This window comes from Falsiroseomonas sp. E2-1-a20 (assembly GCF_051433195.1).
Classification (GTDB): Bacteria; Pseudomonadota; Alphaproteobacteria; order Acetobacterales; family Acetobacteraceae; genus Falsiroseomonas.
The window spans coordinates 25,459-47,768 of the sequence record NZ_JBHMFT010000013.1; the positions used below are offsets into that span (position 1 = coordinate 25,459).

The 22,310-nt window shown below is 71.4% G+C and carries 28 protein-coding genes; 12 read left to right on the forward strand and 16 right to left on the reverse strand.

The window, feature by feature from the left end; genetic code table 11:
- Nucleotides 1-4: 4 nt before the first annotated feature.
- Nucleotides 5-1,324, reverse strand: a complete 1,320-nt coding sequence (locus ACFHPP_RS16570; RefSeq protein WP_437164351.1) for a UDP-glucose dehydrogenase family protein — start codon at nucleotides 1,322-1,324, stop codon at nucleotides 5-7.
- Between the two features lie 260 nt (nucleotides 1,325-1,584).
- On the opposite strand from ACFHPP_RS16570, the gene metW reads away from it, so the two are divergent.
- Nucleotides 1,585-2,184: a methionine biosynthesis protein MetW gene (gene metW, locus ACFHPP_RS16575; protein WP_437164489.1), complete on the forward strand. Its 600-nt coding sequence runs from the start codon at nucleotides 1,585-1,587 to the stop codon at nucleotides 2,182-2,184.
- Between the two features lie 19 nt (nucleotides 2,185-2,203).
- On the opposite strand, the gene ACFHPP_RS16580 is transcribed toward metW, so the two are convergent.
- Nucleotides 2,204-2,386 (reverse strand): hypothetical protein, encoded by a 183-nt coding sequence (locus ACFHPP_RS16580; RefSeq protein ID WP_430670067.1) that lies wholly within the window; start codon nucleotides 2,384-2,386, stop codon nucleotides 2,204-2,206.
- A 314-nt stretch (nucleotides 2,387-2,700) separates the two neighbouring features.
- Here ACFHPP_RS16580 and phbB point away from each other — a divergent pair, with 314 nt between their 5' ends.
- From phbB to yddG, 4 genes are all read left to right on the forward strand, one after another.
- Nucleotides 2,701-3,423: an acetoacetyl-CoA reductase gene (gene phbB, locus ACFHPP_RS16585; protein WP_430670069.1), complete on the forward strand. Its 723-nt coding sequence runs from the start codon at nucleotides 2,701-2,703 to the stop codon at nucleotides 3,421-3,423.
- Between the two features lie 27 nt (nucleotides 3,424-3,450).
- Entirely contained in the window at nucleotides 3,451-4,092 is a 642-nt protein-coding gene (locus ACFHPP_RS16590) for a YciI family protein (RefSeq protein WP_437164352.1), read from the forward strand.
- Nucleotides 4,093-4,269: 177 nt separating this feature from the next.
- Complete coding sequence (locus ACFHPP_RS16595; RefSeq protein WP_437164353.1) at nucleotides 4,270-4,395, forward strand: hypothetical protein; 126 nt, start codon at nucleotides 4,270-4,272, stop codon at nucleotides 4,393-4,395.
- A gap of 159 nt (nucleotides 4,396-4,554) precedes the next feature.
- The gene (gene yddG / locus ACFHPP_RS16600) at nucleotides 4,555-5,400 is read left to right on the forward strand and encodes an aromatic amino acid exporter YddG (RefSeq protein ID WP_437164354.1); all 846 of its coding nucleotides are present in this window, start codon (nucleotides 4,555-4,557) and stop codon (nucleotides 5,398-5,400) included.
- A gap of 1 nt (nucleotide 5,401) precedes the next feature.
- Here yddG and ACFHPP_RS16605 read toward each other — a convergent pair whose 3' ends face one another.
- Genes ACFHPP_RS16605 through gloB form a run of 4 tightly spaced genes read right to left on the reverse strand, consistent with a single transcriptional unit; the run spans nucleotide 5,402 to nucleotide 7,820 of the window.
- Nucleotides 5,402-6,034: an SAM-dependent methyltransferase gene (locus ACFHPP_RS16605; RefSeq protein WP_437164355.1), complete on the reverse strand. Its 633-nt coding sequence runs from the start codon at nucleotides 6,032-6,034 to the stop codon at nucleotides 5,402-5,404.
- Complete coding sequence (locus tag ACFHPP_RS16610; protein ID WP_437164356.1) at nucleotides 6,031-6,471, reverse strand: cupin domain-containing protein; 441 nt, start codon at nucleotides 6,469-6,471, stop codon at nucleotides 6,031-6,033. Before ACFHPP_RS16610 ends, ACFHPP_RS16605 begins: the two co-directional genes overlap by 4 nt.
- 5 nt (nucleotides 6,472-6,476) lie before the next feature.
- On the reverse strand, nucleotides 6,477-7,073 hold the full coding sequence (locus ACFHPP_RS16615; RefSeq protein WP_437164357.1) for a glutathione S-transferase N-terminal domain-containing protein: 597 nt from the start codon (nucleotides 7,071-7,073) through the stop codon (nucleotides 6,477-6,479).
- Between the two features lie 9 nt (nucleotides 7,074-7,082).
- Nucleotides 7,083-7,820 carry a hydroxyacylglutathione hydrolase gene (gene gloB / locus ACFHPP_RS16620; RefSeq protein WP_437164358.1) on the reverse strand — a complete coding sequence of 246 codons (738 nt, stop codon included), beginning with the start codon at nucleotides 7,818-7,820 and terminating at the stop codon, nucleotides 7,083-7,085.
- 38 nt (nucleotides 7,821-7,858) lie between these two features.
- Here gloB and ACFHPP_RS16625 point away from each other — a divergent pair, with 38 nt between their 5' ends.
- Nucleotides 7,859-8,710 carry a class I SAM-dependent methyltransferase gene (locus ACFHPP_RS16625; RefSeq protein ID WP_437164359.1) on the forward strand — a complete coding sequence of 284 codons (852 nt, stop codon included), beginning with the start codon at nucleotides 7,859-7,861 and terminating at the stop codon, nucleotides 8,708-8,710.
- Nucleotides 8,711-8,956: 246 nt separating this feature from the next.
- A complete protein-coding gene (locus ACFHPP_RS16630) occupies nucleotides 8,957-9,565 on the forward strand; it encodes a hypothetical protein (RefSeq protein ID WP_437164360.1) in 609 nt (202 codons plus the stop codon).
- A gap of 127 nt (nucleotides 9,566-9,692) precedes the next feature.
- On the opposite strand, the gene ACFHPP_RS16635 is transcribed toward ACFHPP_RS16630, so the two are convergent.
- The 3 genes from ACFHPP_RS16635 to ACFHPP_RS16645 all read right to left on the reverse strand — a co-directional run bounded on the left by ACFHPP_RS16635 (nucleotide 9,693) and on the right by ACFHPP_RS16645 (nucleotide 12,502).
- Nucleotides 9,693-10,871, reverse strand: coding sequence for an acetyl-CoA C-acetyltransferase (locus tag ACFHPP_RS16635; RefSeq protein WP_437164361.1), 1,179 nt, complete (start codon nucleotides 10,869-10,871; stop codon nucleotides 9,693-9,695).
- Nucleotides 10,872-10,935: 64 nt separating this feature from the next.
- Nucleotides 10,936-12,006, reverse strand: coding sequence for an alpha/beta fold hydrolase (locus ACFHPP_RS16640; RefSeq protein WP_437164362.1), 1,071 nt, complete (start codon nucleotides 12,004-12,006; stop codon nucleotides 10,936-10,938).
- Nucleotides 11,960-12,502, reverse strand: a complete 543-nt coding sequence (locus ACFHPP_RS16645; RefSeq protein ID WP_437164363.1) for a hypothetical protein — start codon at nucleotides 12,500-12,502, stop codon at nucleotides 11,960-11,962. The genes ACFHPP_RS16640 and ACFHPP_RS16645 overlap by 47 nt, the downstream gene beginning before the upstream one ends.
- Nucleotides 12,503-12,852: 350 nt before the next feature.
- Between ACFHPP_RS16645 and phaR the strand changes: the two genes are divergently transcribed.
- From phaR to ACFHPP_RS16660, 3 genes are all read left to right on the forward strand, one after another.
- Nucleotides 12,853-13,419, forward strand: a complete 567-nt coding sequence (gene phaR / locus ACFHPP_RS16650; protein ID WP_437164490.1) for a polyhydroxyalkanoate synthesis repressor PhaR — start codon at nucleotides 12,853-12,855, stop codon at nucleotides 13,417-13,419.
- A gap of 160 nt (nucleotides 13,420-13,579) precedes the next feature.
- Nucleotides 13,580-14,017, forward strand: coding sequence for a helix-turn-helix domain-containing protein (locus ACFHPP_RS16655; RefSeq protein WP_437164364.1), 438 nt, complete (start codon nucleotides 13,580-13,582; stop codon nucleotides 14,015-14,017).
- Nucleotides 14,014-14,352, forward strand: coding sequence for a hypothetical protein (locus tag ACFHPP_RS16660; RefSeq protein ID WP_437164365.1), 339 nt, complete (start codon nucleotides 14,014-14,016; stop codon nucleotides 14,350-14,352). Before ACFHPP_RS16655 ends, ACFHPP_RS16660 begins: the two co-directional genes overlap by 4 nt.
- A gap of 1 nt (nucleotide 14,353) precedes the next feature.
- Here the strand turns inward: ACFHPP_RS16660 and phnE (ACFHPP_RS16665) are convergent, their stop codons facing one another.
- From phnE (ACFHPP_RS16665) to phnC, 4 genes are read right to left on the reverse strand one after another with little or no spacing between them, the layout of a single operon-like run.
- Nucleotides 14,354-15,217: a phosphonate ABC transporter, permease protein PhnE gene (gene phnE, locus ACFHPP_RS16665; RefSeq protein ID WP_437164366.1), complete on the reverse strand. Its 864-nt coding sequence runs from the start codon at nucleotides 15,215-15,217 to the stop codon at nucleotides 14,354-14,356.
- A gap of 5 nt (nucleotides 15,218-15,222) precedes the next feature.
- Nucleotides 15,223-16,134, reverse strand: coding sequence for a phosphonate ABC transporter, permease protein PhnE (gene phnE / locus ACFHPP_RS16670; protein WP_437164367.1), 912 nt, complete (start codon nucleotides 16,132-16,134; stop codon nucleotides 15,223-15,225).
- A 2-nt stretch (nucleotides 16,135-16,136) separates the two neighbouring features.
- Entirely contained in the window at nucleotides 16,137-17,114 is a 978-nt protein-coding gene (gene phnD, locus ACFHPP_RS16675) for a phosphate/phosphite/phosphonate ABC transporter substrate-binding protein (protein ID WP_437164368.1), read from the reverse strand.
- Nucleotides 17,115-17,168: 54 nt separating this feature from the next.
- Nucleotides 17,169-18,002: a phosphonate ABC transporter ATP-binding protein gene (gene phnC / locus ACFHPP_RS16680; RefSeq protein ID WP_437164369.1), complete on the reverse strand. Its 834-nt coding sequence runs from the start codon at nucleotides 18,000-18,002 to the stop codon at nucleotides 17,169-17,171.
- Nucleotides 18,003-18,147: 145 nt separating this feature from the next.
- On the opposite strand from phnC, the gene ACFHPP_RS16685 reads away from it, so the two are divergent.
- Nucleotides 18,148-18,498, forward strand: coding sequence for an NIPSNAP family protein (locus ACFHPP_RS16685; protein ID WP_437164370.1), 351 nt, complete (start codon nucleotides 18,148-18,150; stop codon nucleotides 18,496-18,498).
- 7 nt (nucleotides 18,499-18,505) lie between these two features.
- Here ACFHPP_RS16685 and ACFHPP_RS16690 read toward each other — a convergent pair whose 3' ends face one another.
- Both ACFHPP_RS16690 and ACFHPP_RS16695 read right to left on the reverse strand, forming a co-directional pair.
- Nucleotides 18,506-19,519, reverse strand: coding sequence for an SDR family oxidoreductase (locus ACFHPP_RS16690; protein ID WP_437164371.1), 1,014 nt, complete (start codon nucleotides 19,517-19,519; stop codon nucleotides 18,506-18,508).
- A 62-nt stretch (nucleotides 19,520-19,581) separates the two neighbouring features.
- Nucleotides 19,582-20,334: a superoxide dismutase gene (locus tag ACFHPP_RS16695; protein WP_437164372.1), complete on the reverse strand. Its 753-nt coding sequence runs from the start codon at nucleotides 20,332-20,334 to the stop codon at nucleotides 19,582-19,584.
- Nucleotides 20,335-20,555: 221 nt separating this feature from the next.
- Between ACFHPP_RS16695 and ACFHPP_RS16700 the strand changes: the two genes are divergently transcribed.
- The gene (locus ACFHPP_RS16700; RefSeq protein ID WP_437164373.1) at nucleotides 20,556-21,227 is read left to right on the forward strand and encodes a DUF6311 domain-containing protein; all 672 of its coding nucleotides are present in this window, start codon (nucleotides 20,556-20,558) and stop codon (nucleotides 21,225-21,227) included.
- Nucleotides 21,228-21,256: 29 nt separating this feature from the next.
- On the opposite strand, the gene ACFHPP_RS16705 is transcribed toward ACFHPP_RS16700, so the two are convergent.
- Entirely contained in the window at nucleotides 21,257-22,306 is a 1,050-nt protein-coding gene (locus tag ACFHPP_RS16705) for an extracellular solute-binding protein (protein WP_437164374.1), read from the reverse strand.
- Between the last annotated feature and the right edge of the window lie 4 nt (nucleotides 22,307-22,310).

Here is a 22,310-nt window from a genome sequence, read left to right on the forward strand (position 1 = left end):
CCCGCTACGGCCGGCCGATGGAGCGGTAGCTGAAGCCGGCGTCCCGCATCGCCGCCGGCTCATAGACGTTGCGCAGATCCTCGATGACGTTGCCGCGCATCGCGCGGCGCAGTCCGGCCGGCGACAGCGCACGGAACTCGTTCCACTCCGTCAGCACCACCAGCGCATCGGCACCCTGCGCCGCGTCCATCGCGCCCTCGGCATACTCGATGCCCTCCGGCAGCATGGTCCGGGCGTGGTCCATCGCCACCGGGTCGTAGGCCCGCACCCGCGCGCCCGCCTCCAGCAGCTTCGGCAGCACCACCAGGGACGGCGCGTCGCGCATGTCGTCCGTCTCCGGCTTGAAGGCCAGTCCCAGCACCGCCACCGTCTTCCCCGCCAGGCTGCCGCCGCAGGCCGCGATGATGCGGTCCGCCATCTGCCCCTTGCGCGCGTCGTTGATCGCGATGGTCGCCTCGATCAGCAGTAAGGGGCTGTTGAAGTCTCGCGCCGTCTGCGCCACCGCCAGCGTGTCCTTCGGAAAGCAGGACCCGCCATAGCCCGGGCCGGGATGCAGGAACTTGCGCCCGATGCGGCCATCGAGCCCGACGCCGCGCGCCACGTCGTGCACATCGGCGCCGACATTCTCGCACAGGTCGGCGATCTCGTTGATGAAGGAGATCTTCATCGCCAGGAACGCATTCGCCGCATACTTCGTCAGCTCCGCCGTCTCCAGCGAGGTGTTGACGATCGGCGTCTCCATCAGGAACAGCGGCCGGTAGATCCGCCGCAGCAACTCCCGCGCCCGCTCCCCGGCCTCGCCCTCCTCGGTGCCGACCACCACGCGGTCCGGCCGCATGAAGTCGCCGATGGCGTTGCCCTCGCGCAGGAACTCGGGGTTGGAGGCGACCGCGATCTCGACCTCGGGCCGGATGCGCGTGACGATCTCCTTCACCTTGCGGCCGGTGCCGACCGGAACGGTGGACTTCGTCACCAGCACGATCGGACCCGTGGCGGCGCGCGCCACCTGCTCGGCGGCAGCGAAGACGAAGGACAGGTCGGCATGGCCGTCGCCGCGGCGCGACGGCGTGCCGACGGCGAGGAAGACCGCATCCGCGCCCTCCATCGCCGCACCCAGGTTGGTGCCGAACACCAGGCGGCCATCCTTGACGTTGTCGGCCACCAGGCGGTCCAGCCCGGGCTCGTAGATCGGGATGCGGCCGGCGTTCAGCGCCGTGATCTTGGACGGATCGGCGTCCACCACATGCACATGCATGCCGAATTCGGCGAAGCAGGCCCCAGAGACGAGACCCACATAGCCGGCACCAATCATCGCTATCCGCACAGGCTGCTCCGCTGCCGCAATTTCGAGGCTGTCTTACCGCGCAGCCAAACATCCCGCCAACGCAGCGATCGGGCGTTCTCCGCCTCATGTGATCGTGCAGGCCTCTACGTTTTCGGCATCGCCAAGGGGATCGTCATCGGGAGAGCCTGCTCCGCCGGCAAGCTGGACGGCGCCGCGGCCGGAAGCTAGACGAACGGGGTCAGCCAGGAACGGGGATGCGGGTGCCGGACGCGGTGGAAGTACGCTTCGTCGCCAAGAACATGCGCCTCGACCTCCGCCTGATCGCGGAGATGATCGACCCGGGCGCCCGCGTGCTCGACATCGGCTGCGGCGACGGCGTGCTGATCGAATACCTGACGCGGGAGAAGCGCGCCGACGCCCGCGGCATCGAGATCGACATGGCGGAGGCGACGGAGGCAGTGGCCGCCGGCCTGCCGGTGATCCACGGCGATGCCGACGCCGACCTCGCCTTCTACCCGGATGGCGCCTTCGACTACGTGGTGCTCAGCCGCACCCTCCAGGCGGTGGAGCGGCCGCGGGAGGTGCTGCGCCAGATGCTGCGCATCGGCAGCCGCGCCATCGTGTCCTTCCCCAATTTCGGCCACTGGGAGTTGCGCCTGCGGCTGCTGCTGTCCGGCCGGATGCCGGACAACGAGACCTGGGACCGCCCCTGGTACGAGACGCCCAACATCCACCCCTGCACCATCCGCGACTTCTTCGAGCTGTGCGCGATGGAGGACTATGTCGTGGAACGCTGGCTGGCGGTGGACGAGAAGGGCTTGCGATCCCCCTGGAAACGCTCGCCCTGGCTTGCGAACCTGTTCGGCGAGCAGGCGCTGTTCCTGCTGCGGCGGCGCTGAGGCCGCCGCTGGCGGGACGTCAGTTCAGGCGAATACCCGCCGGCGCGCCCAGGCCCGGCATCATGGCCGCGGCCAGCGCCGCATGCTGGGCGGCGGCGTCGGCGCCGAGCCGCCGGCATTCCGCCTCCACATACTCCAGGATCAGGATCAGGGCGTTCCGGTCGGTCTCGGCGTCGGCCGGGGCAGGCTGCTGTCTCGACATGGTCTGGGTCCTGGGGCGCACAGGTTGAGGCATGGCCGCTGCAGGATATGCCACGGACCTCACGCCGACGTGAAGCCGCAAAAACTTTGTATCCTTTTCAACCGCCAATGTTCATCGCGTTCATCCAACGATAAAGGCGGCTGACTTCGCCGTTGAAACCCGGGCCTGGGATCGGCCGGCAAAGCCAGGAATTGCGCGGCGAAGCAGGCCGGGTGAGGATGGGCATGCAGCGCCACGGCGTTGGAACAGGAAGCGGTGGCCGGTCCGGACCTGGCGCGGCCGCCCCGGGGCACAGAACAGGGAGGAAAGCCGGCATGGCACGTGTGGCATTGGTGACAGGCGGGCAACGGGGCATCGGCGCCGCGATCAGCGAAGCCTTGAAGGAAGCCGGGCGCACCGTCGTCGCCTCCTACGCCGGCAACGACGCGGCGGCGAAGGCCTTCACCGACAGCACCGGCATCCCCTGCTACAAGTTCGACGTCGGCGACTACGACGCCTGCATCGCCGCGGTGGCGAAGATCGAGGCCGAGGTCGGCCCGGTCGAGATCCTGGTGAACAACGCCGGCATCACCCGCGACGCCATGATGCGCAAGCTGACGCGGCAGATGTGGGATGACGTGATCGATACCAACCTCGGCTCCTGCTACAACATGTGCAAGGCGGTCTGGGACGGCATGAGCAGCCGGAAGTTCGGCCGCATCGTCAACATCGGCTCGATCAACGGCCAGGCCGGGCAGCTCGGCCAGGTGAACTACGCCGCCGCCAAATCCGGCATCCACGGCTTCACCAAGGCGCTGGCCCAGGAAGGCGCGCGCAACCAGATCACGGTGAACGCGGTGGCGCCCGGCTATGTGGACACCGAGATGGTGCGCGCCGTGCCGCCGGACGTGCTGGAGAAGATCATCGCCCGCATCCCGCGCGGCCGCCTCGGCACCGCGCACGACATCGCCCGCGGCGTCGCCTTCCTGACCGCCGACGACGCCGACTTCGTCACCGGGTCGACGCTGTCGATCAATGGTGGGCAGCACATGTACTGAGGCCAGAGCTGAGGGGAGCTGCGCCGCATGGCCCATGCCATCCTCGCCTGGGACGGCGACGACGAAGGCGCGCCGGCCCGGCGCGCCGCCGCCCGCGACCGCCATGTCGCGCACATCACGGCGGAGGCGGCGGCCGGGCGCCTGCTGCTCGGCCTGCCGCTGCACGACGAAGCCGGGCGCGGGCTGGGCTCGCTGATGGTGGTGGCCGGCGATGCGGCGGCGCGCGACGCCTACCTGGCCGGCGAGCCCTTCGCCAACTCCGACGTCTGGCGCAAGGTGGAAAGCCACCCCTTCCGCATCGCGCCGCTGCCCTACCAGCCCTGGCCGGCGCCCGATTCGCCACCGCCCACCGGCCGCACCCACAGCATCATCATCGCCTGGGACGACACGGATGCGGAGGCGCTGGAGCGCCGCCTCGCCGCCCGCCCGGCGCATTTCGAGCGGGTGCAGCCGATGGCGGCCCGCGGCACCCTGCTGTTCGGCGGCGCCATCCTGGACAGTCAGGAAGGCCGCATGATCGGCTCCATCGCGGTGACGCGGCACGTGACGCATGAGGCCGCCCGCAACTGGCTGGAGGGCGACCCCTACGTCACCGGCGATGTCTGGCGCGACATTTCGATCCACGCCACCACGCTGCGGCCGCTGCCCTATGCCAGGCTACCCGGCTGAGCGGCGGCGCAAGGAACAGGCGGCCAGCTGCCTCGTTTTCCTCCGTGCCAGGAGGAGCAACGCCATGAGCAACAAGCACCCGAAGAACCAGGCGGAACGGCAGCAGGGACCGGGCGGCGACGTGCCGCGGCCGCCCTCCGACCTCGCGCGCAACCCGGCCATCGGGACGCCAAGGGGGTGTTCGGCCACGCCACGGACCCGGAGCCGATCGAGGGCGACAACACCTTCGAGGGTGGTGTGATGAACGACCCGGACCGCACCGGAGCGGTGCCCGAGGACCATCGCGGCCGCACCAACCGCTGAACGCGGAGATCCAGGCACGGCTTCGCAACGGCGGCTGCCTGGCCTAGGGCCGTTTCACCTGCGCCATGCACAGGTGAAACGGCCCTAGCTGTTGATTTGGCGCATTTTCCGAGCCGTCAGGCGTATCCGCCTGACTTGAAAATGCTCTAGAAGCCGGGCATGTCCTCCGCCACCCTCGCCGGCTGCGGCGCGCTGGCGCTGTGGGCCTTCCTCGGCCTGTTCTCGCGCCTGGCGGCCGGGCTGCCGCCGCTGCAACTCACCGCCATGGGCTTCGCGGTGGGGGGCCTGGTCGGGCTGGCGGTCGTGGCCCTGCGCGGCGGGCTCGGCGCGCTGCGGCAGCCGCCCCTCGCCTGGCTGCACGGCGTCGGCGGGCTGTTCGGCTACCATGCGCTGTATTTCACCGCGCTCGCCCTGGCGCCGGCGGTGGAGGCGAACCTCATCAACTACCTCTGGCCGCTGCTGATCGTGCTGCTGGCCGCGCCGCTGCGCGGGATGCGGCTGGGGCCGGCGCGCCTGTCCGGTGTCGGCCTGGGCTTCGCGGGTTGCGCGCTGCTGGTCGGAACCGGCGCGTCCTTCCCACCGGACGCCGTGCCGGGCCTGCTCGCCGCGGTAGGCGGCGCCGTGGTCTGGGCGGTCTATTCGGTCACCGCCGGCACGGAGCGCCTGGCGCGGGTGCCGACCGAGGCGGTGGCCGGCTTCTGCCTCGGCACAGCCCTTCTGGCGGCGCTGGCGCACCTGACCTTCGAGACGACGGTGCTGCCGGGTGGCCAGCAGGCGCTTGCGGTGCTGCTGCTCGGCCTCGGGCCGGTCGGGGCCGCCTTCTTCCTGTGGGATGTCGGCATGAAGCGCGGTGACCCTCGGCTGCTGGGGACACTCGCCTATGCCGTGCCGGTGGCCTCCACCCTGCTGTTGATCGCGGCTGGCGAAGGCCGGTTCAGCACGCGGGTCGCGCTGGCGACGCTGATGGTGGCCGGCGGCGGCTTCATCGCCGCCCGCGCGCGCTGAATCAGACCGGCTTGCGCCAAAGCCCGCGGACAACCTCCGCATGGCCCTGGTGGCGCGGCCCCTCGTCGAGCAGCACGGTGCCTTCCAACAGCTCCAGCACCTCCAGCCCGCCGAACAGATCCTCCGCGATGGCGCGGGTCCAGAGCAGCTCCGGGATCTTCGGCCCGCCGCTGCGGCGGCCATGCTGGGCGGGGGAGAAGCATTCCAGCGCCAGCAACCCGCCAGGCGCCAGCGTCCGCACCACGCCCGCCGCCGCCGCCGCGCGATCCTCCGGCGGCAGGTGCAGGAAGATCCAGGCGACGAGGTCGAAGCCCTCCGCCGGATACGCCCAGCCCGCCGCATCGGCGGCGACCGTCGCCAGCGCCACGCCGCGCGCCTCGGCCAGCGCCCGGGCCTTTCCCAGCCCGACCGGCGACCAGTCGAGCGAGGTCGTCTCCAACCCGCGTTCCGCGAGCCAGACGCCGTTGCGCCCCTCCCCATCGCCGATCGCCAGCGCCCGCATCCCCAGCCCCTGCCCCAGCCCCTGCCCCTGCCCCAGCCTGGGCGCCAGGCTTTCCAGGTAGCGGTTCGGTGCCTCCCCGAACTGGAAGCTGCCGCCCGCGTACCGCTCGTCCCAGGCGAGGGAGGTACTCATGCGCCGGGTTCCCAGCCTGTCGGGGCCAGTTCAAAACCGGCAAATTCGAAGGCCGGGCTGACGGTGCAGGACACCAGGCACCAGCGATCCACGGCCGGCCGTGCCGCCTGCCACCAACCCTGCGGCACCACGCCCATCAGCGCCGCATCCTGCGGGCCGAGGCGGATTTCCTGATCCACGGTTGTTCCGTCCCGCGACAGCGACAGCAGCAACGGCCCGCCGCCCTGCCAGAACCAGCATTCGGCGGCATCGACCCGGTGCCAGTGGCTGCGCTCGCCGGCATCGAGCAGGAAGTGGATGGCCGTGCCCACGCCACGCCCGCCTCCCTCCGGCCGGTCGCGCCACATCTCGCGGAAATGGCCACCCTCCGGATGCGGCGCGAGGCCAAGGGCCGCCACCACCTCCGCGCCGGTCACGGCGGGATCGCGCAGGTCCATGTCGCTCAGCCCGGCGCGGTACGGGCCAGGGCCGGCTCGCGCGAGACCTTCTCGAACCAGTCGGCCAGCCGCGGATGCGCCGCGCGCCAGGGCTCGTCGGCGAAGCGGAAATCCAGGTAGCCGAGCGCGCAGGCCACCGCGACCTCACCCACATGGGACAGCGCCTCGGGCGGATCGGCCTCCAGCGCCGCAAGCCCGCGCGCCACCGCGGCCTTCTGGCGGGCGATGTAGGCCAGGCGCGTGTCGTCCATCGGCTTGCCGAAACGCATCCGCCGCGCCACCGCCGCATCCATGATGCCGTCCGCCAGCGCGTGGCAGACCTGGGCCGAGAGCCGCGCCATGCTGCCGGTCGGCGGGAACAGCGGCGCCGCCTCGCCCACCGTGTCGAGGTATTCGCAGATCACCCCACTGTCATAGACCGGGCGGCCGTCGTCGGTGACCAGCGTGGGCACCTTGGACAGCGGGTTGTCCAGCAGCAGCGAGGCCGGGGAGGCGTGCGGGTCCGTCGGCACGATCTCGATGCGGGTTTCGATGCCGCGCAGGATGGCGCAGGCCATCACCTTGCGGGCGAAGGGGCTGGTCGGCGCGTGGTGCAGCTTCATGGGCGTCGGTTATCCCCGGAAATGGTTCTTGGCTTCGCGCCGGGCGGTGAATTCCGCCAGGTCGCGGGCGCGGAAGTACGGGTTGGCGACCAACTCCTGCGCCAGCGTCGTCGGTACCGTGGGCCGGCCGGCGGCGCGCAGCGCACCGGCCGCCTCGGCCTCGGCCCGCAGCGCCTTGTTGCCGGGCTCGATGGTCAGCGCGAAGCGGGCATTGGCCTCGGTGTATTCATGGCCGCAGCAGAAGCGGGTTTCCGGCGGCAGCTTGGCCAGGCGCTGGAAGGACCGGTACAGCGCCTCCATGCCGCCCGGCTCCAGCGGCCGGCCGCAGCCGAGTGCGAACACCACGTCGCCGCAGAGCAGGAAATGGTCGGCGGCGAAGTGGAAGGCGATGTGGCCGGTGGTGTGGCCTGGCAGGTGCATCACCTGCGCCTGCGCGGCGCCGAAGGTGATCATGTCGCCCTCCCCCACCGCCTGGTCCAGCTTCGGCAGCCGGTGCGCATCCGGCGCGCCGCCGATCAGCCGCGCCTCGGGGAAGCGGGCGCGCAGCTCGGCCACGCCATCGATATGGTCGCCGTGGTGGTGGGTCAGCAGGATCGCATCGAGGCGCCCGCCGGCGGCTTCCACCGCGGCGATCGCCGGGCCGGCCTCGCCCGGGTCGCAGATGCCGATGGCGCCGGTCGGGACATCCCGCAGCAGCCAGAGGTAGTTGTCCTCGAGGCAGGGAACCGCTTCCACCTTCACCGACATCGCGCGCATCCCTTTCAAAGTGGCCAGGTTCCTGAACCATGCCGGTCCAAACCGGGACCGATCCCCCCTATATCCCCGGCATGACGACCGAGGTCCATGGTTTGCCGGCATTCCATGCCGCGGGGTTGCCGGCATTCTATGCCTCGGCCGGCGGTGCCGTGGCCGCAAGGCTGGTGCGGGACCGGCTGGCCGTGCTGTGGCCGGCGCTGCCCGGCCAGGCCGTGCTCGGCATCGGGCATGCGGCGCCCTATCTCGGCCTGTGGCGACGGGAGGCCGGGCGCTGCATCGCGCTGACCCCGGCCCATGGCGCGCACGCCAACGGCGCCCCCACCCCCTGGCTCCCCCCTTGGCCCGGCGCCGGCGCCCGGTCCGCCGCCCTGGTGGCGGAGGAGGAGGCGCTGCCCTTCGCCGATGCCAGCTTCGACCGCGTGCTGCTGGTGCATGGGCTGGAGGCGGCGGACAATGCCCGCCGCATGCTGCGCGAGGTCTGGCGCGTGCTGCGCGACGATGGCCGGATGATCGTGGTGGTGCCGAACCGGGTCGGACTCTGGGCGCATCTGGAACGCACGCCCTTCGGCCATGGCCAGCCCTATTCCCGTGGCCAGCTCTCCCGCCTGCTGGCGCGCCACCTGTTCCGGGTCGAACGGCGGGAGGCAGCGCTGTTCATGCCGCCCTTCGGCCTGCGCTTCCTCGGCGCCGCCGCGACGCCGTTCGAGAAGCTGGGTCGCGCGGTCTGCCCGCGCCTCGCCGGCGTCGCGATCATCGAGGCGGAGAAGGACCTGTTCTCCGCCATGCCGGCCGGCGCCGTCTCGGTCCGCCGCCGCGTGGTGGCGCCGGCGATGTCGGGCCGCGTCGCCATCCGGTCCGGCAGTCCGCACCAGCAGATCTAGAGCATTTTCAAGTCAGGCGGATACGCCTGACGGCTCGGAAAATGCGCCAAATCAACAGCTAGGGCCGTTTCACCTGTGCATGGCGCAGGTGAAACGGCCCTAGGCGCATTTTCCGAGCCGTCCGGCGTGTACGCCGGACTTGAACATGCGCCAGGCGTCGGCAACCGCTTGTTCACCGGACGCTGGCATGATGGTGCGTCAGCGCGACCCGATCCGACGGGCGCCAGCGCCCCGGGGACCATCGCCATGTCCGAGACGATCTGCGCCACCGAGACGCTCCGCGAGGCGATGCGGGCCGAGCTTCAGCCAGCCTTCGCCGATCTGCATCGTTTCGTGGATCGCCGCTTCGCCGAGCTGAGCGCGGAGCTGCATGCCAGCGTCGAGATCTCCGACATGGGCGAGGAGCGCATGGCCCAGGAACTGGCGCGCATCCACGACCAGATCGGCCAGCTCGTCGCCGTACCGGCAGCCGCCACGCGCAACAGCGGGCTGGAGCTGGAGGCGGTGGTGCAGGCGACGGAAACCGCGGCCAACACCATCATGGAAGCCGCGGAGGCGATCCAGGACTGGGTCGCCGCCGGTCGCGATCCCGGCGGCGTCGCCGCCATCGCGGACCGGGTGAACGCGATCTTCGAAGCGTGCAGCTTCCAGGATGTGACGGGCCAGCGCATCCGCCGCGCCATCCAGCACCTGCAACAGGTGGAGTCGATGCTGGAGACGATGATCCCGGACGGCGCCCGGCCGGAGGTGCCGCGGCCGCAGGTGGCGGTCCCAACCGCCATCCGCACCGTGGAATCCCCGGCCGGCGGCGACCTGGGGCAGGACGCCATCGACGCCCTGCTGAACGATTTCTGAGCCTGACGCGCGGCGCTCAGCCGCGCTCGACGCACGTCGCGGCTCAGCCGCGTTCCACGCACATCGCGCCGTCAGGCGCGTTCGACGCACATCGCGCCGTCAGGCGCGTTCGACGCACATCGCGCCGTCAGGCGCGTTCCACGCACATCGCGACACCCATGCCGCCGCCGATGCACAGCGTCACCAGGCCGCGCTTGGCATCGCGCCGCTGCATCTCGAACAGCAGGGTGTTCAGCACCCGCGCGCCCGATGCGCCGATCGGGTGGCCCAGCGCGATGGCGCCGCCATTGACGTTCACCTTGGCCGGATCCCAGCCGAGGTCCTTGTTCACCGCGCAGGCCTGCGCCGCGAAGGCCTCGTTGGCCTCGATCAGGTCGAGCGAGGCGACATCCCAGCCCGCCTTCTGCAGCGCCTTGCGGCTGGCCGGGATCGGCCCGGTGCCCATGATGGAGGGATCGACGCCCGCCGTGGCCCAGGACACGATGCGGGCCATCGGCGTGATGCCGCGGCGGCGCGCCTCCTCGGCCGACATCACCACCACCGCGGCGGCGCCGTCGTTGATGCCGGAGGCATTGCCGGCAGTGACGGTGCCCTCCTTGCTGAAGGCGGGGCGCAGCTTCGCCAGCACGTCCAGCGTGGTCTCCGGCTTCGGGTATTCATCCTCCGAGATCACGGTGTCGCCCTTGCGGCCCTTCACGGTCACCGGGGTGATCTCGTCGCGGAAGCGGCCGGCCTTCATCGCCTCGCCGGCCTTGCGCTGGCTGGCGGCGGCGAACTCGTCCTGTTCCTGGCGCGTCAGCTGGAATTTCTGCGCCACGTTCTCCGCGGTGTTGCCCATGTGGTAGCCGTGGAAGGCATCCCACAGCCCGTCCTTGATCATGGTGTCGACCATGGCGAGGTCGCCCATCTTCTGCCCGGCGCGCAGATTCGCGCAGTGCGGCGCCTGGGTCATGCTCTCCATCCCGCCGGCGACGACGATGCCGGCATCGCCGCAGGCGATCTGCTGCGCCGCGAGCGCCACGGTGCGCAGGCCCGATCCGCAAAGCTGGTTGATGCCGAAGGCGGTCCGCTCCACCGGGATGCCGGCGGCGATGGCGGCCTGGCGGGCCGGGTTCTGGCCGGCGCCGGCCGGCAGCACCTGGCCGAGGATCACCTCATCCACCTGGTCCGGCGCGACGCCGGCGCGTTCCAGCGCGGCGCGGATGGCGATGGTGCCGAGGGCGTGCGCCGACAGGCTGGCGAAGGCGCCGTTGAAGGACCCCACGGGCGTGCGGGCGGCGGAGGCGATGACAATCTCGGTGGACATGGGCCCTGCGGCTCCTTCCTGCGTGGCTGGCGTTCGCAGCCAGTGTGGTGCGGCGCGGCAACGCCTACAAGCCGCGCAGCCAGCCCAGCAGGGGGCGCCACAGCGCCGCCTCAGCCCCGCTGCCGGCGGCCATGCCGATATGGCCGGCGGCGGCCTCGTGCACCGTGGCCCGCGGCAGCCGCGCGGCGAGCGCACGGGCGGAGGCCGGCGGCACGATGCGGTCCCGGTGCGGCACGGCGCAGAAGGCGGGCATCGCCAGCGCCGCCGGGTCCACCACCGCGCCGGCGATGCGCCAGGCCAGGCGGTGCGGCGTGTTGGCGCCGTACCAGCCGCCCAACGCCTCCCGCGACACGGGGCCGGCCAGCGGCACGCCGTCGTTCAGCCAATCCTCCAGAGCGACGAATTGCGCGGCGCGGTCGGAGGCGGGGTCGAGGCGGGCGAAGGCGCGGAACTTCTGCGGGATGCCGAAGGGGTCCAGGCCTGCGAACAGGGTCTGGATGGCATCGACCGGCAGCGCGCCTGTGGCCTGCAGCAGCGGCTCCAGCCCCGGCAGCAGCGCGGCGGCGCCACGCGCCCGCGCGGCCTCCGCCGCATCGGCATGAAAATCCCACGGCGTCGCCAGCAGGCCAAGCGCCGCCACCCGGTCCGGCCGCCGCAGCGCCGCGGCCAGCGCCAGCAGCCCGCCCATGCAGTAGCCGACCAGCACCACCGGCCCCGGCAGCGCGGCGAGCGCGCGTTCCAGCCGGCCGGCGATGTAGTCGGTCAGCGAAAAGCCGCGCTCGACCTGTTCCGGCCAGCCCCAGTCCAGCAGCAGCGGGCGCTGCCCCTGCGCGGCGAGGAAGCGCAGCAGCGACCGGCCTGGCATCAGGTCCAGCACCTGCGCCCGGTTGATCAGCGACGGCACGAACAGCACCGGCAGGCCAGGGGCATCCGGGGCATAGTCCAGCAGCCGCGACCCGCCCTCGGCCCAGGCCACCGGCGGGTCCGGCAGGGTGCGGGTGTAGGGGTGGCGCCGATAGGCGGCGAGGCCGGCCAGCAGCGCGCGGTCGGCGCGCAGCAGCCGGCGGATCACCGCGGCCCGGAAGGCCTCAGGCGGGTGGCTTCCGGCGGCGAGGGCGGCGACGATCCGGCGCATCTCCGCCTGCCCGGCCGGCGACACCCGGCTGTTGCCGCCCTGCGCCGGCGCGCTCGAGTTCGGCCAGGCGTCGCTCCAGCTCGGCGATCCGGTCAGCCCCGGCAGGCTCCCCGCGCTCGCGATCGCCGCCATCCCCCGGCTGGCGCCCAGGATCAGGTGCAGCGGCAGCGGGCGCGGGCCGCGGCGGCGCAGCGGCGCTGTCATGCGTGGGCCATGCGGGCCACGAAGGTGGGCTCCAGTTCGGCATCGGCCAGCTCGGCGGGAAGCCGGGCCCGCCCGGCGGCGGCCGGCCGAAGGGCGGCGCGCTGGCCGCCCGCAGCCAGGCCGCGCCCAGGCCGGCCCAGGCAGCGGTCATCGCGGCCCAGGCCTCGGCGGATTCGCGGTCGGCCGCCAGCCCGGCGATCTCGCTCTGCCACAGGGCGATCCAGTCCTCGGCCAGCGCTTCCAGCTCCGCCGCCGCATCCCGGCCGTCCTTGGCGCCGTCGCCGTGCATCATCCATCCTTGAGGAGCCCGTCATGCGGGCCGGCGACGGCCAGCCCGCGCGGGATCATAGTCCAGCCAACGCGCGCGGACAGGACCGGCTGCACGCGATCCGGCTGGAATCCGAGAAACAGGTGTTTCGCGCTGCGATGCAGCGCATGTTAGGATTCAGGGACGGCAGCACCGCCGGGGAAAGCAGGGCGAACATGGCACAGGATACGATCCAGAAGGGCGCCGGCCAAGCGGCGGGCCGCAAACCCGCCGGCGCCAAGGGCTCGCCGCCGTCCGAGGCCCAGGGCAGGGCAGATGCCGACCAGCCGGGCGGTCCCCCGACCGGCGCGGGACTCAACGAGGAAACCGCCGCGATGCCGCCGGTGGTGGTGAAGAAATACGCCAACCGCCGGCTCTACAACACCGAATCCTCCTCCTACGTCACGCTGGAGGACCTGGCCGTGATGGTGCGCCACGGCCGGCACTTCGTGGTCTACGACGCGAAATCCGGCGAGGACATCACCCGTGGCGTGCTGACGCAGATCATCGTCGAGGAGGAAGCGAAGGGCCGCAACCTGCTGCCGACCTCCTTCCTGCGGCAGATCATCGGCTTCTACGGCGACAGCATGCAGTCCCTGGTGCCGCGCTACCTGGAATCGGTGATGGGCGCCTTTTCCCGCCAGCACGACCAGGTGCGGCGCACCGTCGAACAGACCATGGGCGGCTTCATCCCCTTCACCAACCTGGAGGAGATGGGCAAGCAGAACATGGCCATGATGGAACGCGCGATGAGCCTGTTCTCGCCCTTCCGCACCGCCGCCGAACAGGCCGAGCCGCAGCCCGATGCCGCCCGCCTGGCCGCGCTGCAGGCGGAGCTCGAGGCGCTGCGGCAGCAGATCGAGCACTACAAGGCGATGGAAGCCGCGAAGAAGCGGGATTAGCCAGACTCGCGTCCGACGCGAGCAGAATGGGCGACCTACACGCAAAAATAACGTAAGTCGGTCTACATCACGTCCTTGTCATGCGCGCGAGAGGCGAACCCGTGCGCAATAGAGTTCAGGTCATCAGATGTATCGCGGCCGGTGCCGCGGAGGTCCAGCAATGCCGACGATCGAGACCGAGGAACAGGCCATCCCCGCCGTGGCCGGGGAGCGTCCGGGACAGCGCGCGAATGCCGCGGACCGCCATGTGGGCGCCCGCATCCGCGAACGCCGCGTGATGATGGGCCTGTCGCAGCAGCAGCTCGCGAAGCTGATCGGCGTGACCTACCAGCAGGCGCACAAATATGAGCGCGGCCTGAACCGGATCTCGGCCGGGCGGCTTTTCGAGATCGGCCAGGTGCTGGGCGTGCCGGTGTCCTGGTTCTTCGATGGGCTGACCAGCGACAATGCCGGCCCCGAGGCCTCCCCACGCCAGCGCATGTGCCTGGAGCTGGCCCGCAACTTCGCCCTGATCGACAACGAGAAGCACCAGGAGGCGCTGAGCCAGATGGCCCGCGCCCTGGCCGCGCAGTCGCAGGCGGAACGCGGCGGTTCGTGAGGCGACTGGCCGGGCTGCTGCTTCTGCTGGCCAGCCCGGCCGCCGGCGAGACCCTGCTGATCGAGGGCAGCGCCCTGCGCCAGAGCCTGGACTGCACCGGCCGCGACGTGCTGGTGCGCGGCCACCGCAACGCCCTGGTCCTGACCGGCGGTTGCCGCAGCCTGCATGTGCAGGGCGATGTCAGCAGCATCCGTGCCGAGCTTGAACCCGGCGCCCGCGTGACCCTGGCCGGGGAGGTGCTGGACCTCACCTGGTCGCTGAGCGCCGCGGGGGCCCCGCCGCGCATCGCCGAACAAGGCCGCCAGATCAGCATTGCGCGGGTGATGCCGCGCTGATTCAGCGTGCGGGCAGAACCTCCCTGCCCCCGATCAGCCTGCGGCGGATGCGGGCCGAGATCTGGTCGATGATGGCCACCACCACCAGCATCAGGATGATGATGAAGGCGACCTCGTCCCAGGCGCGGATGCGGATGCGCTCGGCGATCGCGAGCCCGATGCCGCCGGCGCCGACGATGCCGAGCACGCTGGCGGAGCGCGTGTTGCTCTCCAGGAAGTACAGCGCCTGGGACAGCATCACCGGCAGCACCTGCGGCAGCAGCCCGAAGCGGGTGCGCATCAGCGGGCTGCCGCCGACCGCCTCGATCCCCTCCGCCTGCCGGCGCTCGGCATTCTCGATCGCCTCGGCGTAGAGCTTCGCCAGCACGGCGATGTCGGCCGTCGCGATCGCCAGCACGCCGGCCAGCGGGCCGAGGCCGACGGCGCGGACATAGGCCAGCGCCCAGATCAACTGGTCGATGCCGCGGAAGCCGTCGAACACCCGCCGGATGGAAAAATGCGCCAGCGTGTTCACCACCACGTTGTTGGCGCCGAGGAAGCCCAGCGGCACGGCGATGACGGCGGCGATGAAGGTGCCGAGGAAGGCCATGGCGACGCTCTCGGCGATGCCCTTCAGGATATCGACCCACAGTTCGCCCGGCGAGGGCGGGATCATCAGCACGACGATGGTGCCGAGGCCGGAAAGCCCGTTCCACAGCCGGGCCGGCGTGATCTGGAACCACCAGAACAGGAAGCCGATCCAGGCGAGCGCGGCGAGTCCCGCCGCCGCCCGCAGCGCCCGCACCCGCGGCGTCGGCCCGAAGGCCGCCGGCATGCGCGCGCGGATCTGCTTGATCTGGCCGGGGGTCGGCTGTGCGAGCGCCATCGCCGTCAGCCCCGCGCCGCGCCGGCCATCAGGCCGTGCCGCAGGCGTTCGGAGACCAGGTCGATCATCGCGACCGACAGGATGATGAGGACCACGATGGCGCCGACCTCCTCGTAGTAGTTGAAGGAGATCACGTGATACAGTTCCTCCCCGATCCCGCCGGCGCCGACGAAGCCGAGCACGCTGGCGCCGCGCACGTTGATCTCGAAACGCAGCAGCGTGTAGCTGAGCAGGTTCGGCGCCACCTGCGGCAGCACGCCGAAGCGCACCCGGTGGAACCAGTTGCCGCCGGCGGCGCGCACGCCCTCCATCGCGGAGGCCTCGGCATTCTCCACCACCTCCGCGAACAGCTTCCCGTTGGCGCCGGCGGTGTGGATGACGATAGCCAGGATCCCCGCAAGGGGTCCGATGCCGAAGGCCCAGACGAAGATCAGCGCGAAGACGATCTCCGGCACCGTGCGGCAGAATTCCAGGAAGCGCCGCGCGACCTGGAACGCCACCCGGTTCGGCGCCAGGTTGCGGGCGGCCACGAAGCACAGCGCGAAGCCGATGGCAGTGCCGAACAGCGTGCCGAGCAAGGCCATCTGGCTGGTCTCGAAGATCAGCCAGGCCCATTTGTCGAGGCGGTAGAACCAGGAGGCGAGGCTGCCCTCGGTCTCCCAGTCGGACAACAGCGTCTCCCATCGCAGGGTCGGCACGATGCGCCAGAAATACTCGCCGATGCGCGGCAGGCCGTCGGCCAGCGCGCCCGGCGTCATCTCGCTCAGCCAGGCGGAGACGTACAGGCAGGCCAGCAGGATCACGCCCCAGCGCAGCGTCGCCTGCCGCCGCAGCCGCCGCGCCGCCCGGAACGCCGCCTCCGCCCGCGAGACCACATCGGCGGCGGGCAGGCCAGCGGCGGGCAGCGCGGCGTCCATGACTACGAGCGGCGGCGGCGTTCGGCCGCTTCCTCGCGGCGCAGGCGCACGATCGGCTCGAACATCTCATGCGTCACGGGCGCGTAGCCCTGGCCACCGCCGCGTTCAATCTGGGCGTAGATCTGCGGATGCGCGCCGGCGAGCGCCAGGTGGAAGTCGCGGAAATCGTCCTTGAAGGCCTGCGGCAGGTCGCGCCGCACCGTCATCGGCCCGTTCAGGATCGGCGCCGAGGTCCAGATGATGCGCAGGTCCGCCATGTTCAGCATGCCCTTCTCCACCATGGCGCGCAGGTTGCCGCGGGTGAAACCCTGGCTGACCTCGCCCTGGCCGGAGGCCCAGGTGACGGCGGCATCATACTGCCGTTGCAGAACCGCCACCACCGCCTGTTCATGCCCGCCGCCGAAGCCGGTGCGGGAGAAGTACTGGCCGCTTTCGGTGCCGATGCCGGCGGCGCGCAGCTCGCTGCGCGGCACCAGGTAGCCGGAGGTGGAATTGGCGTCCGCCCAGGCCAGCGCCTTGCCGCGCATGTCCTCCAGGCTGGTGATGCCGCTGTCGGCGCGCACCACCATCACCGCGACGTAGGAGATGCCGCCATCGGCCTCCCGCGCCACCCACAGCGGCTCGACGCCGCCATTGGTATCGAGCCAGGCGCCGGCATAGGCGGAGGCGCCCATGCCCGCGCCCTCGATCTGCCGCGCGCTGAAGGCCTGCATAACGCCGGAGTAGTCGGCGGCCGGGAACAGGCGGACGGGGATGCCGAAGGTGGTCTCCAGCAGCGCGCGGTAGGCCTCGTAGCGGCCGAGCCGGTCCTGCTCGTTCTCACCGCCCAGCAGGCCGATGCGCAGCTGCGGCACCTGCTGCGCCCAGGTGCGGCGGCCCGGAGTGGGCATGGCCGGCGCGGGTGTCTGGCTTGCGGTCTGGGCGGCCACGGCGAAGGGCGCCAGCGTGGCGCCGGCGACCAGAAGGCGACGGGTGATCATGCGGGTCTCTCCAGGAGAGCTTGGGGGGGAACTCCGCCGACCACGCCGCCCGGTTCAGGCGACGGCGAGGCCGGGTTGCTTGAGGAGGCCCGGGCGCTCGGCGGTGCTCGCCTGCTCCTCCGCCTGGTCCTCGAATTCATCCTCGGTGACGCCGTAGATCTCCTGCACCCGCGCCGCGGTCAGTTCGGCCGGCGTGCCGTCGAACATCACGCGGCCGGCCTGCATGGCGACGATGCGGTCGCAATACTGCCGGGCGGTGTTCAGGTGGTGCAGGTTGGTGAGCACGGTCAGCCCGTCCTCCCGGTTCACCTGGCGCAGCGCGTCCATCACCGTCTTCGCATTGCGCGGGTCGAGGCTGGCGATCGGCTCGTCGGCCAGGATCAGGCGCGGTTCCTGCAACAGGGCGCGGCAGATGGCGACGCGCTGCTGCTGGCCGCCGGACAGCGTATCGGCGCGCTGCAGCGCCACCTCCGCCAGGTCGAAGCGGTCCAGCGCCTGGATCGCCATGGCGCGTTCCATCGGCGTGAACATCTTCAGCAGGCTGGTGACGGTGCCCATCACGCCGGGGCGGTGGTTCAGCCGCCCGACCAGCACGTTGGTCAGCACGTCCAGCCGCTGCACCAGGTTGAACTGCTGGAAGATCATCGCGCAGTCGGTGCGCCAGCGGCGGAGCGCGGCGCCGCGCAGCGTGGTGATGTCCCGCCCGCCATAGGCGATGCGGCCCTCGGAGGGTTCGGTCAGCCGGTTGATCATGCGCAGCAGGGTGGACTTGCCGGCGCCGGACCGGCCGATGACGCCGACCATCTGCCCGTCCGGGACCACCAGGTTCACTTGGTTGACGGCCGTGACGGCGCCGAAGCGACGCGTCAGGCCCTGCAGTTCCAGCATCCGTGCAGCCCCTTGCTGTGCGGGGCTATACAAGCACCGGATGACGTGGCGGTGACACCGCCATGATGAAGCGGTTGCACCTGACCCGGCTTCCCCGGCCGGAACCGGCAGGCCATGGTGGCCGCGGGACAAGGAGGAACACCCCATGCCAGCGCCCTACGGAATCGTCGACCTGCGCATCTACACCACGCTGCCCAACAAGCTGCCGGAATTCGTGGCGCTGTATGAGGAGAAGGCCTGGCCGCTCCAGCTCAAGTACCTTGAGAACTGCCTCGGCTGGTACACCACGGTGGAAGGCGCGCTGAACACCGTCGTCCACATGTGGGGCTATGCCGACCAGGGCGACCGCGAACGCCGCCGCAGCGCCATGGCCGCCGACCCGGCCTGGGGCGAATACCTGAAGGCCGCCGGCGACCGCGGCCTGCTGATCAAGATGGAAAACCGCCTGATCAAGCCGACGCCGTTCTTCACCTCGCGCCAGAAAGCGGTGGGCTGAGGCAGGCTTAGCGCCGGCGCGACAGCATCGCGCCGGCCACCAGCGCGGCGAAGCCCGCGGCAGCGGCCAGTGCCGCAACCGGATTCATCTGCGCCTCCAGGAGCAGGCTGGAGGTGCGCTGCGGCGTGCCGGACAGGCTCGACCGTTCGGCGCCGCCCGGCCGGCCCTGGTACAGGTTGTCGCGCCGCTCCGGCTTTCCGGTCTCGCCGGTGGTCTGGCTGCTGCGGCCGATCGCCTGCATCACCAGGTCGGTGCCGCGTGGGAACAGGTTGCCGAGCACCGAGATCGCCGCGCCGCCGCCGCCGACATACAGGTCGCGGCGCGGTGTCGCACAGGCGAACAGGATGGCGCGGGCAACCAGCCGCGGGTCATAGGTCGGCGGCGGCACCATCACGCCGGGCGTGTCCATCAGGATGCGGGCATGGTCCTGGAAGGTGGTCTCGATGCTCGCCGGCTTGATGAGCGTGACCGAAACCGGCGCGCCCTCCACCTCCAGCTCCATCCGCAGCGCATCGGTGAAGGCCTTCACCGCGTGCTTCGTGGCGGAATAGGTGCCCTGGTAGATCATCGCCCGGTCCGACAGCACCGAGCCGACATTGACCAGCGCGCCGCCCTTCGGCTTCAGATGCGCACACGCGATCAGGCTGCCATGCACGGTGCCCCAGTAGTTCGTCTCGAACAGCCGGCGCTGGTCCGCGACGGGCGTCTGTTCCTGCGTGCCATAGATGCTGGCGCCGGCATCGTTCACCCAGGCATCGAAGCCGCCGAATTTTTCCGTGGCGAGATCGGCGGCACCCTGCAGCGCCTCCCGATCCGCCACGTCGGCGACATGATATTCGGCCCGGCCGCCAGCCTTCCGGATCTCCGCCACCGCCTCGGCCAGCGACTCCTCGCTGCGCGCCACCAGCACCACGGCCGCGCCGCGCTGCGCCGCCATCCGCGCGGTGGCGAGGCCGATGCCGGAGGAGGCGCCGGTGATGACGAGGACCTGTTGCGACAGGGGCTTGAGGCGGAGCGCCATGATGCCGATGACCCGGGAGGTGGAGCCGGCCCCAACGGCTGGCCCCTCCCCCGGGTTCCGCGTCACACCGTCAGCGTGCCGGCCTTCGCCGCGGCGTAGCGCGCCGCCACCTTCTGCCAGTCCACCACGTTCCACCAGTTGCCGGTGTATTCGGCACGACGGTTCTGGTAGCGCAGGTAGTATGCGTGTTCCCACACGTCGTTGCCCAGCAGCGCGCGCTGGCCATCCATCAGCGGCGTATCCTGGCCCGGCTTGGTGACCAGGGCGAGGCGCCCTTCGCGGTTGACCGTCACGAAGGCCCAGCCGCTGCCGAACACGCCGTTCGCCGCCGCGTTGAACCGGCTGCGCAGCGTGTCGAGGTCGGTGAAGTCGCGGCGGATGGCCTCGGCCAGCTCGCCCTCCGGCGTGCCGCCGGACCCGCCCATGATCTCCCAGAACATCGTGTGGTTGGCATGGCCGCCGCCATTGTTGCGCACCGCGGTCCGCACGCTGTCCGGAACCTCATTCAGCTTCATCAGCAACTGGTCGAGCGGCAGTTGCGCCAGTGCGCCATGGTCGCGCAGCGCGGTGTTCAGGCCGTTGACCTGGCCGCCATGGTGGAAGCGATAGTGCAGCTCCATGGTCCGCGCATCGATTGCCGCCTCGTTCCTGTCGAAGGCGTAGGGCAGCGGCGCCTGCCGGTGCGGGCCGGAGGGTGGTGCGCCGGCGGCGGCCTGGGCGAAGGCAGGGCGCGGCGTCGCCCAGACCGGCAGGGCGAACGTGGCGGCGACGGGTGCCAATCCGCCCAGAAGGCGGCGGCGGTGCAGCTGGATCATGCGATGGCTTCCCTGGTTTCCTGGGCCGGGACAGTGGGCCGGGGCACTTCGCGCGCCAAGGTGCCGGCCACCTCAGTTTTCCGCCAGGAGCACCATCCTCGCCGCAAGCCACCCTGTTGTGCCTGCGGCCACGCGCCCCCAGGCTCACGATCCGGTGAACACGCCCCGCGCGCCCGGGGCGGGAGGAAAAGCAACGGGATGGGCACGGGATGATGCCTGCCATGGCCGCACCGCAGCCCGCGGCGGCATCGGCACGAGGCTGGCCGGCGCGCCTCCTGGCGCTCGCCGCGTGCCTCGGGGGCGGACTGGCGGCGATCGCGACGCTGGGGCCGCGCATCCTCGACATCCACGATCTCGGCTGGCTGCTGCACGGAACGCTGGGGCCGGACCCGGTGGCCTACCTCGTCGCTTGGCAGTATTTCGCGCCCGCGCCGTGGTCCTGGCCGCCCGGGCTGAACCCGGCCTACGGCATGGAATTGTCGAGCGCCATCTTCTACGTCGATGCGGTGCCGCTGGCCGCCATCCTGGCCAAGGCGCTGCGCCCGCTGCTCGAGATCCCGCAATACTGGGGCCCCTGGATGGTGCTGTGCGCGGCGCTCCAGGCGGCGCGGGCTGGTCGCGGCCGCGCCGGCGGTGGCGACGCCCCGCCTGCGCGACCCGTTCTGGACCGAGGCGGCACGGCGCTACCAGCGCATCCACGCCGTGCCTTCCACCAACTTCGGCGCGCATTGGGAACCGATCGCGCGCCTGGCCGGACACTGTATGTGCTGCGCGACGAGGCGATGCGCCGCCTGGTGGCGGCACGCGCCGACCCGCTTCGGGACCTGCTGGCGCAGCGCGACGGGCTGTGGGTGTTCGCGCCCGGCTGGCTGCGCGGCCCGGCCCGGCCCTGAGCAAGCGGGCCGGCGGGCGGGCGGGGGCCCTACCCCGCCAGGAACGCCTCGAAGCGCCGGTTCAGCCGGTCCAGGTTGTCGACCCAGAAGCGGTCGTCGATACGCAGCGAATCCTCCAGGTGCGGCGGCGCCGTCGGCAGGCGCGCCAGCAGCGGGCCGGGCAGCAGCGCCTCCACCCCCTGCGCCGTCATGCCGTAGGGGATGCGCGGCGGCAGGCCGGCCTGCACCTGGGGCTGCCCGGCGAAGCGCAGGAATGCCAGCGCGCGGGCCCGGTTCGGGCTGCCGCGCATGATGACCCAGCTGTCCAGCGTGGTCAGGTTCTGCTGCCAGGCGATGCCGAAGTCGCGTCCGTCCTGCGCATTCGCGAGCGCGATGCGCCCGTTATAGGCGGCGGTCAGCGCCACCTCCCCGGCCGCCAGCCACTGCGTCGGCTCGGAGCCGCGTTCCCACCACGCCAGGTCGGCCCGGATCGACTCCAGCCTGCGGAAGGCCTGCGCCAGGCCGCGCTCCGTCGCCAATTCGGCATAGACCCGGTTGCGCGGCACGCCATCGGCCAGCAGCGCGATCTCCAGCGTCGTCTTCGGGCCGCGGCGCAGCGCGCGACGCCCCGGGATGCGCGCGGTGTCGAACAGGTCGGCCCAGCCGCGTGGCGAGGTCGCGACGCGGGGGCGGTCCCAGGCCAGGATGAAGGAGTACTGGATGGCACCGACGCCGCAGGCGCTGACCGCCTCGGGCCGGTAGGCCTCGCGGCCCCCGATGGCGTCCCAGTCCATCGGCTCGAAAAGGCCCTCCTCGCAGCCGATCAGCAATTCCTCGGATTCGACCTGCACCAGGTCCCAGGTGTTGGGGCCGGGCTGGATGCGGCGGCGCAGGTCGTCGATGCCGCCAGCCCAGGTCTCCTCCAGGATGCGTTCGTCCCGGGCGGTCATCCAGGGGCGGAAGAACACGTCGCGCTGGGCGTCCTGGAAGGCGCCACCCCAGGAGACCACGGTCAGGTCGCGCGGGTTCTGCGCCCGGGCCGCGCGCCCGCCCAGGGCCAAAGCCCCGCCTGCCGCCAGCCATTGCCGCCGCCCGCGCATCTTC

Coding starts and splice junctions, on each gene's coding strand:
- ACFHPP_RS16615 (WP_437164357.1), bottom strand. CDS start 7,073: ATGAAGCTGCACCACGCGCCGACCAGCCCCTTCGCCCGCAAGGTGATG.
- phnE (WP_437164366.1), bottom strand. CDS start 15,217: ATGGCGCTCGCACAGCCGACCCCCGGCCAGATCAAGCAGATCCGCGCG.
- ACFHPP_RS16610 (WP_437164356.1), bottom strand. CDS start 6,471: ATGGACCTGCGCGATCCCGCCGTGACCGGCGCGGAGGTGGTGGCGGCC.
- ACFHPP_RS16705 (WP_437164374.1), bottom strand. CDS start 22,306: ATGCGCGGGCGGCGGCAATGGCTGGCGGCAGGCGGGGCTTTGGCCCTG.
- phaR (WP_437164490.1), top strand. CDS start 12,853: ATGCCGCCGGTGGTGGTGAAGAAATACGCCAACCGCCGGCTCTACAAC.
- metW (WP_437164489.1), top strand. CDS start 1,585: ATGCGCCTCGACCTCCGCCTGATCGCGGAGATGATCGACCCGGGCGCC.
- phnC (WP_437164369.1), bottom strand. CDS start 18,002: ATGCTGGAACTGCAGGGCCTGACGCGTCGCTTCGGCGCCGTCACGGCC.
- ACFHPP_RS16580 (WP_430670067.1), bottom strand. CDS start 2,386: ATGTCGAGACAGCAGCCTGCCCCGGCCGACGCCGAGACCGACCGGAAC.
- ACFHPP_RS16645 (WP_437164363.1), bottom strand. CDS start 12,502: ATGATGCACGGCGACGGCGCCAAGGACGGCCGGGATGCGGCGGCGGAG.
- ACFHPP_RS16685 (WP_437164370.1), top strand. CDS start 18,148: ATGCCAGCGCCCTACGGAATCGTCGACCTGCGCATCTACACCACGCTG.
- ACFHPP_RS16630 (WP_437164360.1), top strand. CDS start 8,957: ATGTCCGAGACGATCTGCGCCACCGAGACGCTCCGCGAGGCGATGCGG.
- yddG (WP_437164354.1), top strand. CDS start 4,555: ATGTCCTCCGCCACCCTCGCCGGCTGCGGCGCGCTGGCGCTGTGGGCC.
- ACFHPP_RS16625 (WP_437164359.1), top strand. CDS start 7,859: ATGCCGGTCCAAACCGGGACCGATCCCCCCTATATCCCCGGCATGACG.
- ACFHPP_RS16590 (WP_437164352.1), top strand. CDS start 3,451: ATGGCCCATGCCATCCTCGCCTGGGACGGCGACGACGAAGGCGCGCCG.
- phnD (WP_437164368.1), bottom strand. CDS start 17,114: ATGATCACCCGTCGCCTTCTGGTCGCCGGCGCCACGCTGGCGCCCTTC.
- ACFHPP_RS16690 (WP_437164371.1), bottom strand. CDS start 19,519: ATGGCGCTCCGCCTCAAGCCCCTGTCGCAACAGGTCCTCGTCATCACC.
- ACFHPP_RS16640 (WP_437164362.1), bottom strand. CDS start 12,006: ATGCGCCGGATCGTCGCCGCCCTCGCCGCCGGAAGCCACCCGCCTGAG.
- ACFHPP_RS16605 (WP_437164355.1), bottom strand. CDS start 6,034: ATGAGTACCTCCCTCGCCTGGGACGAGCGGTACGCGGGCGGCAGCTTC.
- phnE (WP_437164367.1), bottom strand. CDS start 16,134: ATGGACGCCGCGCTGCCCGCCGCTGGCCTGCCCGCCGCCGATGTGGTC.
- ACFHPP_RS16635 (WP_437164361.1), bottom strand. CDS start 10,871: ATGTCCACCGAGATTGTCATCGCCTCCGCCGCCCGCACGCCCGTGGGG.
- phbB (WP_430670069.1), top strand. CDS start 2,701: ATGGCACGTGTGGCATTGGTGACAGGCGGGCAACGGGGCATCGGCGCC.
- ACFHPP_RS16695 (WP_437164372.1), bottom strand. CDS start 20,334: ATGATCCAGCTGCACCGCCGCCGCCTTCTGGGCGGATTGGCACCCGTC.
- ACFHPP_RS16655 (WP_437164364.1), top strand. CDS start 13,580: ATGCCGACGATCGAGACCGAGGAACAGGCCATCCCCGCCGTGGCCGGG.
- ACFHPP_RS16700 (WP_437164373.1), top strand. CDS start 20,556: ATGGCCGCACCGCAGCCCGCGGCGGCATCGGCACGAGGCTGGCCGGCG.
- gloB (WP_437164358.1), bottom strand. CDS start 7,820: ATGTCGGTGAAGGTGGAAGCGGTTCCCTGCCTCGAGGACAACTACCTC.